At 54.3% G+C, this 15,214-nt stretch carries 16 protein-coding genes; 11 read left to right on the forward strand and 5 right to left on the reverse strand.

Going from position 1 to position 15,214, the window contains the following annotated elements; translation table 11 throughout:
• The first annotated feature begins 380 nt into the window (after nucleotides 1-380).
• The 5 genes from folD to J1G48_RS16390 all read left to right on the forward strand — a co-directional run bounded on the left by folD (nucleotide 381) and on the right by J1G48_RS16390 (nucleotide 3,384).
• The gene (folD, locus tag J1G48_RS16370; protein WP_000729164.1) at nucleotides 381-1,247 is read left to right on the forward strand and encodes a bifunctional methylenetetrahydrofolate dehydrogenase/methenyltetrahydrofolate cyclohydrolase FolD; all 867 of its coding nucleotides are present in this window, start codon (nucleotides 381-383) and stop codon (nucleotides 1,245-1,247) included.
• A gap of 1 nt (nucleotide 1,248) precedes the next feature.
• Complete coding sequence (gene ybcJ, locus J1G48_RS16375) at nucleotides 1,249-1,461, forward strand: ribosome-associated protein YbcJ (protein ID WP_000190281.1); 213 nt, start codon at nucleotides 1,249-1,251, stop codon at nucleotides 1,459-1,461.
• A 126-nt stretch (nucleotides 1,462-1,587) separates the two neighbouring features.
• A complete protein-coding gene (locus tag J1G48_RS16380) occupies nucleotides 1,588-2,133 on the forward strand; it encodes a metal-dependent hydrolase (protein ID WP_001143571.1) in 546 nt (181 codons plus the stop codon).
• The gene (locus tag J1G48_RS16385) at nucleotides 2,126-2,563 is read left to right on the forward strand and encodes an STM0539 family protein (RefSeq protein ID WP_001038574.1); all 438 of its coding nucleotides are present in this window, start codon (nucleotides 2,126-2,128) and stop codon (nucleotides 2,561-2,563) included. Before J1G48_RS16380 ends, J1G48_RS16385 begins: the two co-directional genes overlap by 8 nt.
• Nucleotides 2,560-3,384: a DUF2145 domain-containing protein gene (locus J1G48_RS16390; RefSeq protein WP_000819118.1), complete on the forward strand. Its 825-nt coding sequence runs from the start codon at nucleotides 2,560-2,562 to the stop codon at nucleotides 3,382-3,384. Before J1G48_RS16385 ends, J1G48_RS16390 begins: the two co-directional genes overlap by 4 nt.
• A gap of 43 nt (nucleotides 3,385-3,427) precedes the next feature.
• On the opposite strand, the gene cysS is transcribed toward J1G48_RS16390, so the two are convergent.
• The gene (gene cysS, locus J1G48_RS16395; protein WP_000912376.1) at nucleotides 3,428-4,813 is read right to left on the reverse strand and encodes a cysteine--tRNA ligase; all 1,386 of its coding nucleotides are present in this window, start codon (nucleotides 4,811-4,813) and stop codon (nucleotides 3,428-3,430) included.
• Between the two features lie 172 nt (nucleotides 4,814-4,985).
• Between cysS and ppiB the strand changes: the two genes are divergently transcribed.
• From ppiB to purK, 4 genes are all read left to right on the forward strand, one after another.
• Nucleotides 4,986-5,480, forward strand: coding sequence for a peptidylprolyl isomerase B (gene ppiB, locus J1G48_RS16400; protein WP_000255991.1), 495 nt, complete (start codon nucleotides 4,986-4,988; stop codon nucleotides 5,478-5,480).
• Between the two features lie 2 nt (nucleotides 5,481-5,482).
• Complete coding sequence (gene lpxH / locus J1G48_RS16405) at nucleotides 5,483-6,205, forward strand: UDP-2,3-diacylglucosamine diphosphatase (protein ID WP_000212289.1); 723 nt, start codon at nucleotides 5,483-5,485, stop codon at nucleotides 6,203-6,205.
• Between the two features lie 117 nt (nucleotides 6,206-6,322).
• A complete protein-coding gene (gene purE / locus J1G48_RS16410) occupies nucleotides 6,323-6,832 on the forward strand; it encodes a 5-(carboxyamino)imidazole ribonucleotide mutase (protein WP_000098736.1) in 510 nt (169 codons plus the stop codon).
• Complete coding sequence (gene purK / locus J1G48_RS16415) at nucleotides 6,829-7,896, forward strand: 5-(carboxyamino)imidazole ribonucleotide synthase (protein WP_000815603.1); 1,068 nt, start codon at nucleotides 6,829-6,831, stop codon at nucleotides 7,894-7,896. The genes purE and purK overlap by 4 nt, the downstream gene beginning before the upstream one ends.
• A gap of 40 nt (nucleotides 7,897-7,936) precedes the next feature.
• Here the strand turns inward: purK and J1G48_RS16420 are convergent, their stop codons facing one another.
• From J1G48_RS16420 to J1G48_RS16435, 4 genes are read right to left on the reverse strand one after another with little or no spacing between them, the layout of a single operon-like run.
• On the reverse strand, nucleotides 7,937-8,830 hold the full coding sequence (locus tag J1G48_RS16420; protein ID WP_000855344.1) for a carbamate kinase: 894 nt from the start codon (nucleotides 8,828-8,830) through the stop codon (nucleotides 7,937-7,939).
• Nucleotides 8,831-8,833: 3 nt separating this feature from the next.
• Nucleotides 8,834-9,643: a DUF2877 domain-containing protein gene (locus J1G48_RS16425; RefSeq protein WP_000821193.1), complete on the reverse strand. Its 810-nt coding sequence runs from the start codon at nucleotides 9,641-9,643 to the stop codon at nucleotides 8,834-8,836.
• Between the two features lie 11 nt (nucleotides 9,644-9,654).
• Nucleotides 9,655-10,914: a DUF1116 domain-containing protein gene (locus J1G48_RS16430; protein WP_000495330.1), complete on the reverse strand. Its 1,260-nt coding sequence runs from the start codon at nucleotides 10,912-10,914 to the stop codon at nucleotides 9,655-9,657.
• A gap of 9 nt (nucleotides 10,915-10,923) precedes the next feature.
• Nucleotides 10,924-12,588 (reverse strand): acyl-CoA synthetase FdrA, encoded by a 1,665-nt coding sequence (locus tag J1G48_RS16435; protein ID WP_000580911.1) that lies wholly within the window; start codon nucleotides 12,586-12,588, stop codon nucleotides 10,924-10,926.
• 315 nt (nucleotides 12,589-12,903) lie between these two features.
• On the opposite strand from J1G48_RS16435, the gene allD reads away from it, so the two are divergent.
• Together allD and allC are read left to right on the forward strand one after the other, a co-directional pair.
• On the forward strand, nucleotides 12,904-13,953 hold the full coding sequence (gene allD / locus J1G48_RS16440) for an ureidoglycolate dehydrogenase (protein ID WP_000703943.1): 1,050 nt from the start codon (nucleotides 12,904-12,906) through the stop codon (nucleotides 13,951-13,953).
• A 21-nt stretch (nucleotides 13,954-13,974) separates the two neighbouring features.
• On the forward strand, nucleotides 13,975-15,210 hold the full coding sequence (gene allC, locus J1G48_RS16445) for an allantoate deiminase (RefSeq protein ID WP_000589762.1): 1,236 nt from the start codon (nucleotides 13,975-13,977) through the stop codon (nucleotides 15,208-15,210).
• The last annotated feature ends 4 nt before the right edge of the window (nucleotides 15,211-15,214 follow it).

A 15,214-nucleotide genomic window follows, 5' to 3' on the forward strand; every position in this document is an offset into this window, starting at 1 on the left:
TCTTTGCGAATATGACATTTCGTCACGGTAATAAATTAAACATTTCGCTAAATAAAAAATAGCCGCAAACTCTTTTAATGACCTAAGCTAATTCTTATTGGGATATAAGAAGGGTCTAATCTTATTTTGTATAAAATGTCGCATTATGCCGCCCGATGCTATTAACGACGAGGGATTACGGTAACCATAGCCAGGGTGATGAATTGTTTCTTTTTGGTTAATCATGGCGCGCTTATGGGTCACGTCTCAGCATCGGCAACGAACGGGGGAGACGTCGCGTTTGCATCGGAAACACAAACGTTAACTGACAGCGAGGCCCGCTTCTGACAAAATAGCGTCATCCCCTTTGACTTGAAGTAACAGATGGAATCTTCTCTCTGATGGCAGCAAAGATTATTGACGGTAAAACGATTGCGCAGCAGGTGCGATCTGAGGTTGCTCAAAAAGTTCAGGCACGCGTCGCAGCAGGACTTCGCGCTCCCGGCCTGGCTGTGGTGTTGGTCGGCAGCAATCCGGCCTCACAGATTTATGTCGCAAGCAAACGTAAAGCGTGCGACGAAGTGGGGTTCGTCTCCCGCTCCTATGACCTGCCAGAAACCACCAGCGAAGCCGAACTGCTGGCGCTTATCGATACTCTGAATGCAGATAACACGATTGACGGTATTCTGGTGCAGTTGCCTTTACCGGCAGGTATCGACAACGTTAAAGTGCTGGAGCGTATCGCGCCAGATAAAGACGTAGACGGTTTCCATCCTTATAATGTCGGTCGTCTGTGTCAGCGTGCGCCACGCCTGCGTCCCTGTACGCCCCGCGGTATTGTGACGCTGCTTGAGCGTTACAATATTGATACCTACGGCCTGAATGCGGTGGTCATTGGCGCGTCCAATATCGTTGGACGCCCGATGAGCATGGAGCTGCTGCTGGCTGGCTGTACGACTACCGTTACGCACCGCTTTACCAAAGATCTGCGTCACCATGTCGAGCATGCTGATTTGCTCATTGTCGCCGTAGGTAAACCGGGCTTTATTCCCGGCGAATGGATTAAAGAAGGCGCAATTGTGATTGATGTCGGTATTAACCGTCTGGAAAATGGCAAGATCGTTGGCGACGTCGTGTTTGACGAAGCCGCGGCGCGCGCGTCATACATCACGCCAGTACCGGGCGGCGTCGGCCCGATGACGGTCGCCACGCTTATCGAAAACACGCTGCAGGCGTGCATTGAATATCACGATCCACAAGGAAAATAACATGGCGACATTCTCTTTAGGCAAGCACCCGCACGTCGAGCTGTGCGATCTGCTCAAGCTGGAAGGCTGGAGCGAAAGCGGCGCGCAGGCGAAAATCGCCATTGCCGACGGGTTGGTGAAGGTTGATGGCGTGGTTGAAACGCGTAAACGCTGCAAAATTGTCGCCGGGCAAACCGTTAGCTTTGAAGGCCAAAGTGTGAACGTCGTGGCCTGATACAAGTGCCGGATAGCGACGCAAAGCGTCTTATCCGGCCTGATTACGCTGTCTTTTCAGATAATCATCCACTTAATCCTCTGCGTTCCAACTGCTAGCATGGCTATTTCCCTGTGAACCATCGCTATGCCTACCGTTATCACCCACGCCGCCGTTCCTCTGTGTCTTGGCGCAGGCTTAGGCCTGAAAGTTATCCCTCCTCGCCTGCTGTTTGCCGGTGTTGTGCTGGCGATGCTCCCCGATGCCGACGTGCTGGCCTTTAAATTTGGCGTCGCCTACGGCAACGTGTTCGGCCATCGTGGATTTACCCATTCTTTACTTTTCGCATTCGTCCTCCCCCTGTTGTGCGTACTCGCGGGACGACGATGGTTTCGAGCGGGGCAGGTGCGCTGCTGGCTGTTTTTAACCGTTTCATTGCTGTCGCACAGCCTGCTGGATTCGATAACCACGGGTGGGAAAGGCGTCGGCTGGCTGTGGCCGTGGTCGGATGAACGTTTCTTTGCGCCCTGGCAGGTGATTAAAGTCGCGCCGTTTGCGCTTTCAAGCTACATCACGCCGTATGGACACCAGGTCATTCTCTCAGAATTGCTGTGGGTGTGGTTGCCGGGAAGTATTTTAGTGTTATTTCTATGGGTACTTAAAACGCATATTAAAAGGAATCAATATGAATAAAATGACATTCGCCGCCGCGGTCATCTGTTTCTCATTTTCCCACGCCAGCTATAGCGAAGAAATGTCTGCCACTGGCTGGTATGCGGCATCGTCTGCGGTTGTCAGCGTGGGCAGTTCCGCACTGGTTAGCGGAATTATACTCTCCCCCGTACTGCTGCCGCTCAACCTGAGCATTGGATCTGTTGTCGAAAATAAAAAGCAAAAAACCGCGCTGTTAACCACTAAGTCCCCCGATAACAAAGACATTAAAATGCAAGTTCCTCTAAATGTCGTCAAAGAAGGCAACCTCAAAGCAGGTGATAAAGTCACTCTGGAAAAAACGCAGGAAGGCACCGGCGCTTATTTGAAAAAAGAGGGCAAGGTCCTTGCCCATATGGTAAATCAGGACGACGCAGGACTTTCCAGCAACCAGACGGTACCGGCCAAATGAAGCGGTTCGCGTTTGCCCTGTGGCTCAGCGCAATCTCGCTCAACGCTTATGCAGACAGTGCTAACTGTCACCAAAAAGCAAACACGCCGGAGAGCATCGCAGCGACAATGGATCAGGCGCTACAGCTCAAACAACAGCTTAACAGTCAATCCGATCCGGTCGTCATTCTGGTTCGCCAGGGGCAAGATATGTCGAGCCGACATTTAACCTGGTCACATGCTGGCTATGCCATGCGCCAGCCAAACGGAGACTGGCGGGTTTACCATAATCTGAATACTTGCGGAACCGCTGAATCAGCGCTCTATATACAAGGTCTGTATGAGTTTCTGGCTGATGACCTGGTGAATCAGAGCATTGCCGTTTTGCGCCCGCGTTCAGATATCGCGACGGCATTACAAACGCTCTTACATAGCGCTATCAAACTCAATCTCTTCCACAGTCCCCGCTATAACCTGATTGCGTGGCCTTTTTCCGGCCCTTATCAGAATTCGAATGGCTGGCTTCTCGAAGTGTTTGCGCGAGCAAACGATGCGCAGATTTGGTCACGTAATGATGCCCGCCGCTGGTTGCAGCTTCAGGGTTATCAACCCTCTATCGTTAGTGCTGGCACTTTTGAACGATTAGGCGCAAAACTGTTCACCCCTAACGTTTTCACCGACGATCAGCCAGCAGAATTGCTGCGAAAAGGAAATGTGGGGCTAAACAGCGGCGACAGCGTCATCCGCTTTATTGCCCATTACAGCCGGGCAATGCCCGGGTGTGAACATCAGAATCTGGGGGAGTCGGTGTGTGTTTATCTTTCGCCCGGTGCGAAAAAATAAAAAACAGGCCGTTCTATGCAAATAGAGCGGCCTGTAAAAGCGCTTACTTACGCCGCCAGGTGGTGCCCTGCGGGCCATCTTCCAGAATAATACCCATTTCAGCGAGACGATCGCGCGCCGCGTCCGCCGCCGCCCAGTCTTTCGCTTTACGGGCATCCAGACGCTGTTGAATCAAGGCTTCAATTTCCGCAACTTCACCGTCATCCGCCTGCGCGCCGCTTTGCAGGAAAACATCCGGCTCCTGCTCCAGCAGTCCCAGCACGCCGGAAATCTTCCGCAGATGAGACGCCATCGCATTCGCGGCGGTCATATCCTCGCCCTTCAGACGGTTGACTTCACGCGCCATGTCAAACAGGACGGAGTAGGCTTCCGGCGTATTGAAATCGTCATTCATCGCCTCCACGAAACGCGCTTCAAACGCCTCGCCGCCCGCCGGGGCCGCTGATTTATCCGTTCCACGCAATGCGGTGTATAGCCGCTCCAGCGAAGCGCGCGCCTGCTTGAGGTTCTCTTCGCTGTAGTTCAGTTGGCTACGGTAATGCCCGGACATCAGGAAGTAGCGCACGGTTTCCGCATCGTAGTATTTCAGCACGTCGCGCACGGTAAAGAAGTTGCCCAGCGATTTGGACATCTTCTCGCGATCCACCATCACCATACCGGAGTGCATCCAGTAGTTGACGTATTCGCCGTCATGCGCGCAGGTAGACTGGGCAATCTCGTTTTCATGGTGCGGGAACATCAGATCGGAACCGCCGCCGTGAATATCAAAATGGTTGCCCAACTGCTTGCAGTTCATCGCCGAACATTCAATGTGCCAGCCCGGACGCCCTTCGCCCCACGGCGACGGCCAGCTCGGCTCGCCCTCTTTCGACATTTTCCACAGCACGAAGTCCATCGGGTTACGCTTCACGTCAACGACATCTACGCGCGCGCCCGCCTGAAGCTGCTCAAGATCCTGACGGGAAAGCTGCCCATAAGTCGGATCGGTCGGTACATCGAACATCACATCGCCGTTATCCGCCACATAGGCGTGTCCTTTCTCGATTAAGGTGCGGGTGAGCTCGATAATTTCCTGAATATGGTGCGTCGCACGCGGCTCGCTGTCCGGACGCAGAATATTCAGCGCGTCGAAGTCCTGATGCATTTCCGCAATCATTCTGTCGACCAGCGCGACAAAACTTTCGCCGTTTTCATTGGCGCGTTTAATAATTTTATCGTCGATATCGGTAATGTTACGCACATACTTCAGCTTATAACCGAGAAAACGCAAATAGCGCGCGACAACGTCAAAAGCGACAAACGTGCGTCCGTGGCCAATGTGGCAGAGATCGTAAACGGTGATACCACACACGTACATGCCGACTTCCCCGGCATGAATGGGTTTGAATTCCTCTTTTTGGCGCGTCAGTGTATTAAAAATTTTTAACATCGAAGATTCCGTATAGACGTGTGTGGGTAATAATCTCTGTATGATACATATTATTCGTAATCGAAGCAGCACACTTTGCAAGGTGATCGCAGCTTACGGTTATGCTATAACAAGCCCCTATATGTGCCCCATTGCGGGCTAAAGCACCACTCTCTTGGAACAGGATGCAAAAATGGTTACTTTCCACACTAATCACGGCGATATCGTAATCAAAACCTTTGATGATAAAGCGCCTGAAACAGTTAAAAACTTCCTGGACTACTGCCGCGAAGGTTTTTACAACAACACCATTTTCCACCGTGTGATTAACGGTTTTATGATTCAGGGCGGCGGCTTTGAGCCGGGCATGAAACAGAAAGCCACCAAAGAGGCGATCAAAAACGAAGCCAACAATGGTCTGAAAAATACCCGTGGTACGTTGGCAATGGCACGTACTCAGGCGCCACATTCGGCTACCGCGCAATTCTTCATCAACGTGGCAGACAACGACTTCCTGAACTTCTCCGGCGAAAGTCTGCAGGGCTGGGGCTACTGCGTCTTTGCGGAAGTTGTAGAAGGTATGGACGTGGTAGATAAAATCAAAGGCGTCGCCACTGGCCGTAGCGGTATGCACCAGGACGTACCAAAAGAAGACGTCATCATTGAAAACGTGACCGTCAGCGAGTAATCGTGGCGACACTGTTTATTGCAGACTTGCATCTGCAAACGGAAGAACCGGCGATCGTCGCCGGTTTTCTGCGTTTTTTAGCCGTAGAAGCCCGCCAGGCCGACGCGCTGTATATTCTTGGCGATCTCTTCGAGGCCTGGATTGGCGACGACGACCCCAACCCGCTACATCGTGAAATGGCCGTTGCCATTAAATCGCTGGTTGATTCCGGCGTCCCCTGCTTCTTTATTCATGGTAATCGCGACTTCCTGATTGGCAAACGCTTTGCCCGCGAAAGCGGCATGACGCTACTGCCGCAGGAAAAAGTGCTCGACCTGTATGGCCGCAATGTGTTGATTATGCACGGCGATACGCTCTGTACCGATGATGCCGGATATCAGGCGTTTCGCGCCAAAGTCCATAATCCGTGGGTTCAACGGCTGTTCCTTACCCTGCCGCTGTTTATCCGCCGCCGTATCGCCGCCAGAATGCGCGCCGGCAGTAAAGCCGCCAACAGCAGCAAATCGCTGGATATTATGGACGTCAATGCGCAGACCGTCGTCGCCGAAATGGAAAAACACCGCGTACAGTGGCTGATTCACGGTCACACCCACCGCCCGGCGGTGCATGAACTTTCCGCCAACGACCAGCCCGCGTTCCGCGTGGTGTTAGGCGCATGGCATCATGAAGGTTCAATGGTAAAAGTCACGCCGGACAACGTTGAGTTAATCGCCTTCCCTCTGTAAATGTTCGTCGAATCGTCCGTTACGGCGCGCACGCAACCGTTTTCCTTGCCTGATTATCATGCTATTCTCTGACACCTCAAAAGCAGCGTGTCCCGCACCACAGGAGTTTTAAGACGCATGTCTTCCCGCAATAATCCGGCGCGTGTCGCCATCGTGATGGGGTCCAAAAGCGACTGGGCTACCATGCAATTCGCCGCCGAAATTTTTGAAATTCTGGATGTCCCGCACCATGTAGAAGTGGTTTCCGCCCATCGCACCCCCGATAAACTGTTCAGCTTCGCCGAAACGGCGGAAGAGAACGGATATCAAGTGATTATTGCCGGCGCGGGCGGCGCGGCGCACCTGCCGGGAATGATTGCGGCAAAAACGCTGGTCCCGGTACTCGGCGTGCCGGTACAAAGCGCTGCGCTAAGCGGCGTGGATAGCCTCTACTCCATTGTGCAGATGCCGCGCGGCATTCCGGTGGGTACGCTGGCGATCGGTAAAGCCGGTGCCGCTAACGCCGCCCTGCTCGCCGCGCAGATTCTGGCGCAACACGACGCGGAACTGCATCAGCGCATTGCCGACTGGCGCAAAGCGCAAACCGATGAAGTACTGGAAAATCCCGATCCGCGGGGGACGCTATGAAGCAAGTTTGCGTTCTCGGCAACGGACAACTGGGCCGAATGCTGCGCCAGGCGGGCGAACCGCTGGGTATCGCCGTCTGGCCGGTTGGTCTGGATGCAGAGCCTACCGCCGTGCCGGTACAGCAGAGCGTCATTACCGCAGAGATTGAGCGCTGGCCGGAAACCGCGCTTACCCGCGAGCTGGCGCGCCACCCGGCCTTCGTCAATCGCGATGTATTTCCGATCATCGCCGACCGTCTGACACAAAAACAGCTTTTCGATAAACTGGGACTCGCGACCGCGCCGTGGCAGCTGCTGACCAGCACCGACGAGTGGTCCGGCATCTTTGACCGTCTGGGCGAACTGGCGATTATTAAGCGTCGCGTTGGCGGCTACGACGGTCGCGGGCAGTGGCGTCTACGCGCGGACGAAACCGGGCAACTGCCGGATGACTGCTATGGCGAATGTATTGTTGAGCGCGGTATCCATTTTTCCGGCGAAGTGTCGTTAGTCGGCGCGCGCGCTCATGACGGCAGTACCGTGTTTTACCCGCTAACGCACAATTTGCATCAGGACGGCATCTTGCGGACCAGCGTCGCGTTCCCACAGGCGAACGCCGAACAGCAGGAGCAGGCGGAATCGATGCTGTCAGCAATTATGCAGGCGTTGAACTACGTCGGCGTAATGGCGATGGAATGTTTTATCACGCCGGAAGGCCTGTTAATCAATGAACTGGCGCCGCGCGTGCATAACAGCGGACACTGGACGCAAAATGGCGCCAGCATCAGTCAGTTTGAATTGCATTTGCGCGCGATTACCGGCCTGCCGTTGCCCGCGCCGGTGATTAACGCCCCGTCGGTGATGATCAATCTGATCGGCAGCGAGCTGAATTACGACTGGCTGAAGCTGCCGCTGGTACATCTGCACTGGTATGATAAAGCGGTACGTCCGGGGCGAAAAGTCGGCCATCTGAATCTGACCGACAGCGATACGTCACGTCTTAGCGCCACCCTGGAAGCGCTCTCTCCGCTCCTGCCGGGCGAATACGCCAGCGGCATTATCTGGGCGCAAAGTAAGCTTAAATAAACAGCGTGGGCGGCGCATTCTCTGTCGCCGCCCGTCGCGATCACAGACGGATGCAGGTTCCCGCCCTGCCCGCCAGGGTATCGTCAATACGCGATAATGCGCCAATCCATGCCGGCTTTCCGCACCGCTTCACATACCCGCTTACCGCGGTCACCTTCGGCCCCATCGCGCCATCGGCTTTGGCAAACGGCGCCAGCTCATCGGGCGAAGCCTGACGAATAGCGCGCTGCTGCGGCGTTCCCCAATGTTCATACACCGCATCCGCATCCGTCAAAATGATCAGACCATCGGCCGCTATCTGCTCCGCCAGCAATGCCGCCGCCAGGTCTTTATCTATCACCGCCTCGACCCCTTCGCCTTCGCCGGCAACAGGTACCCCGCCACCGCCGCTGCAAATCACCACATGGCCCTCTTTTAGCAATAACTCAATAGCGGCGCTTTCGATAATCTGACGCGGCGCCGGGGAAGCGACGACACGGCGCAGATATTTTCCATCACGTTTCATATGCCAGCCATAAGTCGCTTCCAGCGCCATTTGCTCTTCTGGCGAATAAACGGGACCGATAAACTTTTCCGGTTCAAGAAAAGCAGGATCGTCCGCCGATACCTTTATCCGCGTTAATACCGTAGTCACCGGCGGCATATCGGGTTCAAGCGCCAGACGCTGCGCCAGCATATAGCCGATCATGCCCTGACTTTCCGCTACCAGCACATCCAGCGGATAAGGCTCAACGGCTTTCCAGGCAAGGTTCTGTAAAGCCAACAGGCCGACCTGAGGGCCGTTGCCATGTACTATCGCCAGCCGATACGAGCGGGCAAGTCGCGCCAGCGCGGGCACCGCGTCAGCAATATTGCGATATTGATTCTCTGCCGTTAGCGCTTCTCCGCGCTGCAATAATGCGTTGCCGCCAAGAGCAACTACCAACGTTTTCATTCCCTATCCTTTTACTATTTGTTGTCCAAGCCAGAACCCCAGCAGCGTATCCGCGCCAGAGGTGTGCCCCAGCGCCAGCAGTCCGTCAATCGCCGTTTCTGTGCGAGCATCTCGTCGCAGCGCATGAATAAAGTGGAGTAAAGGCGACGCGAAATAACCCATAGCCGCATAGCGTAAATAGCTGACGCTCACGAGCGTCGTCGCCCGATCAAGGCTGCCGGATTGGGCAAAAAAATTACGCCCGACGCGTTCATCTATGGCGCCAAAATACCAGGCCGCCAGCAACATTCCCGTCAGCGTGTCGTCATGACTGGGCGTTAAGCCCGGCCCTTTACCCAGCCATAGCCGCCAGTCAGTCGCAGCACCTGCAAGCGCCGACTGAAAGCAGTGACAAAACTGGCGAAGTTCCGGACATAGAGGCTGGGCTGCGGCGACGGTTAACGGCCCAAACAGTCCCGTCTCCTCACTACGCTGCATGTACGTCGCGTTAAGACGCGGCGACGCAAGATAGCGCGGAACCCGCAGCGAACAGCGCCTCTCCGGCTCGCATAAAAGAAACTCGCCAATCTGAATACCGGCAGCGGTTGACTGCGGTTTTTCGCCATCGGTGAGCACATCGCGCAAGGCGTCAAAATCGCCGCCGCGCAGTATCCACCCTCCCGGACTGAAGCCGCTCCCCCGACGGTGAAGCGTTAATAACTCACCGCTTTTCGCCACAAAATTAATAGAGCGACGCCATACCCCTGACATCTGCCAGGGTTGCCGATAATCCGCCGATTGTCGGCTTGCCATAAGAGGATGGATACGTTTCATGAGACGCTCTCTTAACTTACGCCCATGCTTTCCGCCAGCGCTTCCAGCGCCTGCTCGAAACAGGCCAGCGGCGCACGGACGGTTCCCGCGCCAATCTGTCCAATCCCCGCCTCTTTATGCGCGATACCCGTGTTAATCAGCGGCGTAATTCCGGTCTCGACCACGCGGCGGATATCCAGTCCCAGACAGGCCCCCTGAAAATCCCAGCCGGGGATTTGTAGCTGCATGTTGCGTTCGAGATAAATTTCAGCCATCTCTTCAGAAACAGATTTCGCCGCTTCCATTCCCCCGGCACCGACAAAACGCGTTACGCCAGGCGCGGCAATCATCGCAGCGCCGCCAATACCAAACGTTTCAGTAATGGCGCTGTCGCCCATGTCCGGGTTGGCCTGATCCTGCGAAAAACCGGTAAAAAATAGCCCCTGCGGCGTATTAACAGGCGCGGTGAACCAACGGTCGCCCAGACCGCTAACCCGAATGCCAAACATATCGCCATTACGGGTCATCGCCGTCACAATACTGCCGGCGCGAATCTGCGCGCCCGCGTCCATGGCGGCTTTACAGTAGGCCATCGCCAGATTAAGGAAGAATTGATCGGTGACGCTCAGAAAATCCATCACTTCCGCTATCTGCTGCTTATCGTGTTCCAGACGGGCGATATGCGGCGCCAACGTGCGCATCAGCAATGCGGAAGAGGCGATATTGCGCTGGTGGAATTCATCTCCCATCGTAATGCCCTGCGCCATCATTGCGGTCAGGTCGAGCCCCCGCTCCAGACGTCCCAGCGCCGCGCTTAATACCGGCATCAGCACATCACGCATCCAGCGCAAACGTTGCTGAACATCCTCGCCATAGGCGCCGAAACGCATCACTTTGCCGATCCCTTCGTTGAGATTGCAGTACGCGCGATTGCCGTCGGTGATATTTTCCACGACCAGCATCGGCATACTGGCTGAGGTAATACCGCCCATCGGCCCCACGGCGTTAACGTGATGGCAGGGAATAAAGTTGACCTTTCCCTGCTCTAACAGCGCGAGCGCGCTCATTTCATCTTTGGCCCATCCTTCAAACAGGCATGCGCCGATACAGGCGCCTTTCATCGGGCCGGTCATCTCTTGCCAGCGCATCGGCGGGCCGGCATGAAGAAGCGTTTTCCCTTGATTGAGCACGCTAATTAATGAAGAAGCTGGCTTCACATCCAGCCAGTGCGGACGTGCGCGACGAATTTGTTCGATGACTGCAGCGTTGGCTTGCGCCACTGATGTAAACATGGGAACCCCTTATTGCAAACGTTCTAACAGACGAGCCAGTTTTTTATTACCGCCAGCGACAGGCGCCCACTGGTAGTGCACCACGGGCATACCGGCAGCCTGTAAATCCAGCGCGAAGCTACGTAACCCGGCATTAATCACCGCTACCGCTTCCAGTAACCGGGGAGCTGATGGATGAGTGGAAGAGAGAGTGGGTCGAATCAGTTCCGCGGCCAACAGAGTGGCTTCGGGAAGAGAATCCACTACCGTGATGCCGGCATCTTCGAGCGCGGCGATTTGTTGCGAGCGGCACTGAGGATCGCGTTCCGTTCCGGTGACGGTTGCGATGGCGAACAGCGGCTGATCGCTGGCGCGTGCGGCGCATGCCTTCTGCCAGGCCTGAATCAGCGATGCGGCGGGATCGGCGGTCGCGCCAAAACCAATAACGACGTCCACTAATAACACGCGTACCTGCGGCTGCGCGCCAAGCCCGGCGATAAGCTGATTACGTAACGCCGGGTCGATCATCGGATGTGGTCGCCCAACGGTATAAAAGTCATCGCCCAGATCGATAATCTGGTGGCCGTCAGCGTCAAGCATCATGCCATGGTGATGTTCCGTATCCGCCGCGACGCCCAGATAGCCGGCCAGCAGCCCCGCCGCTTCCGCCGCCAGCGTTCCGCCGGTATAGAGGCCACGAATCACGCCGCCTGTTGAAACCATTTCTTTACGCTGCGACGTCACGCGAGACAATAAACATGCCAGGCGGGCGGCTTCATCCAGCGTCGAGGCAAACCAGACGTTTCCCTCACGCGCAACGGGAGAGGAAAACCCTAAGAACAGCGCTACAACGGGTTTCCCGGTGGCTTTCATCGCCGCGATAATATGCTGACGAACCGCATCGGCAGGCGGTTTGGAGACAAAGGCCAGCACCTGGCTCTTTTCATCCGCGCTGAGTATCTCCAGTGCCGTTAGCGCGCTGATCCCGCCGACCTCGGCGCTCAAATCGCGTCCGCCAAGCCCGATGGCATGGGTAATCCCTTCCCCCGCCAGCGCAATCTGTGAACAGAGCTCCTGAATACCGGTGCCGGAAGCGCCAATCACCCCGATGTTGCCCTCTGGCATGACGTTAGCGAAAGCCAGCGGCGTATTGGCGATCATAGCGGTGCCGCAATCCGGCCCCATGACCAGCAGTCCTTTATCACGCGCCCGGCGTTTTAGTCTGATTTCATCGTCCAGCGTGACATTATCGGAGAAGATCATCACGTTCAACGAACGATCCAGCGCCTGCTCTGCCAGTTCCGCCGCATATTCGCCGGCCACCGATACCAGCGCCAGATTCGCCTCTGGCAGTTTCTGACAGGCGCTTTCCCAGCGTCTGACCTGGATTAACGACTGGCTGCCGCTGCTTCCCTGCGCCAACTGCTGCAATGCTTCTTCGAGCTGTTGCACAATCACCTGCGTAATGCCGTCATCTACCGCTTCGGTACGAATCGCCACGCAAATGTCATTGGGCGTAGCGCCATGAAAATCGTCATGCCAGAAACCGGTAGTTTCCAGCAGCGACTTATTCGCAGGCGTTCCCATCATTACCGATACATCATCAACATTTTCGGACTCACTCAGCTTTCGAGAAATAATCATTAAGCTGACAGAGTCCTGAAAACACCCTTTTTTAATAAAGGCGTGGATCATAACAACTCCTTAATAATTGCACCCATTGCAATTGCACGAGCAGTGTTAATGTGCGCTTCACGGTATATATCCGGGAGGGTAAATAGAGTGATTAACGTCACATCAAATTTATTAACAAAAGAATTCAAACAACGGCTAAAGGATTAGTTATGATTTTCTAAAAAAGCTTTTTATTTAAGCAAAAAGATAAAACCCGCCTGATTATCAAATAAATTCTAATTATATTTTTTTGCCTGTCTGGATCACATAATCATTTTATTTTCCCGGTATGTTAATCGCAGTCATGCTTCACACCGTCGTTAAAAAGGAAGACAGATGAAAATCAGTCGGGAAACACTCCATCAGCTTATCGAAAATAAGCTTTATAAAGCCGGACTAAAACGTGAGCACGCCGCCACCGTCGCCGACGTACTGGTTTATGCAGATGCCAGAGGTATTCACTCACATGGCGCCGTACGCGTTGAATATTATGCCGAACGAATTTCAAAAGGCGGCACCAACCGGGAGCCGACGTTCCGCATTGAGAATACCGGTCCCTGTACGGCGATACTGCATGCCGATAATGCTGCCGGACAGGTCGCAGCCAAAATGGGAATGGAGCATGCTATTGAAATAGCCAAAAAAAATGGCGTCGCGGTTGTCGGCATTAGCAGAATGGGCCATAGCGGCGCCATCTCTTATTTCGTCCGCCAGGCTGCTCGCGAAGGCCTGATTGGTCTGTCTATCTGTCAGTCCGATCCTATGGTCGTGCCGTTTGGCGGGGCGGATATTTACTATGGCACTAATCCGCTGGCCTTTGCCGCGCCGGGCGAAGGCGATGACATCATTACCTTTGATATGGCCACCACCGTGCAGGCCTGGGGAAAAGTCCTCGATGCACGGTCTCGCAATGAGTCCATTCCGGAGAGTTGGGCCGTCGATAAAAACGGCGCGCCGACACATGATCCTTTTGCCGTCAATGCGTTATTACCCGCCGCAGGCCCGAAAGGTTACGGCCTGATGATGATGATCGATATTTTGTCCGGCATTCTGCTGGGGCTGCCGTTTGGCCGCCAGGTCAGTTCGATGTATGAAGATTTACACGCCGGACGCAATTTAGGACAACTTCATCTGGTCATTAATCCGGCGTTCTTTTCTTCCTGTGAATTATTCCGCAAACATATTAGTCAGACTATGCAGGAACTCAATTCCGTGAAGCCCGCTCCCGGTTTTAAACAGGTTTATTATCCTGGACAGGATCAGGATATTAAACAGAAAAATGCCGATATGAATGGTATCGATATTGTTGATGATATTTATCAATATCTGATTTCCGATGCCCTCTATCTCAAGTCATACGAAACAAAAAATCCCTTTGCCCAATAATTATTGAAACAGGAATTTTCTATGATAAAGCATTTTCGCCACGCGATAGAAGAAACATTGCCCTGGCTCTCTTCCATTGGAGCCGATCCTACGGGTGGAATGACGCGTTTACTTTATTCGCCTGAGTGGCTGGAAACACAGCAGCAGTTTAAAAAGCGAATGGCAGAAAGCGGTCTGGAGACACGCTTTGATGACGTCGGAAATTTATATGGCCGCCTTTGCGGCACACAATTTCCGGAGCAGGTGATTTTAAGCGGTTCGCATATTGATACGGTCGTCAACGGCGGCAATCTGGACGGGCAATTCGGCGCGCTTGCCGCCTGGCTGGCGATCGACTGGCTAAAAGCGACCTACGGCGCGCCGCTGCGCACCGTCGAGGTAGTGTCAATGGCAGAGGAAGAAGGCAGCCGTTTCCCTTACGTTTTTTGGGGCAGCAAGAACATTTTTGGCCTGGCGAATCCTGAAGAGGTACGCCATATCCAGGACGCCAAAGGCACAGGCTTTGTCGACGCTATGCAGGCGTGCGGATTTACCCTTCCCGCCGCGCCACTCGCTGCGCGAACCGATATCCGCGCCTTTGTTGAATTGCATATTGAGCAAGGCTGCGTTCTGGAGAGCAACGGACAGTCGATTGGCGTCGTCAACGCCATCGTCGGGCAACGTCGCTACACGGTGACGCTCAACGGCGAGTCCAACCATGCAGGCACAACGCCAATGGGCTATCGTCGCGATACGGTGCACGCCTTCAGTCGTATTTGCAGTCAGTCCATTGAAAAAGCCAAACAGCATGGCGATCCCCTGGTATTAACGTTCGGCAAAGTTGAGCCGCAGCCGAATACGGTCAATGTAGTCCCTAGAAAAACCACATTTACAATCGATTGCCGGCATACGGACGCCGCGGTACTTCGCGAATTTACCGAACAGTTGGAAAACGATATGCGCGCCATCTGCGATGAAATGGATATCAGCATCGATATCGATTTGTGGATGGACGAAGCGCCGGTGCCGATGAACGCCGAACTGGTCGCGGCCCTCACCAGGCTGTGTGAAACCGAACAACTGAACTATCGCATAATGCATAGCGGCGCAGGTCATGACGCGCAAATTTTCGCGCCGCGCGTCCCTACCTGTATGATTTTCGTCCCCAGCATTAATGGTATCAGCCATAACCCGGCGGAACGTACCAACATTAATGACCTTGCTGAAGGGGTCAAAACTCTGGCATTAATGCTGCATCAACTTGCCTGGCAAAAATAAGGAG

The sequence above is a fragment of the Salmonella sp. SAL-020 genome (assembly GCF_017372215.1).
Taxonomy (GTDB): domain Bacteria; phylum Pseudomonadota; class Gammaproteobacteria; order Enterobacterales; family Enterobacteriaceae; genus Salmonella; species Salmonella enterica.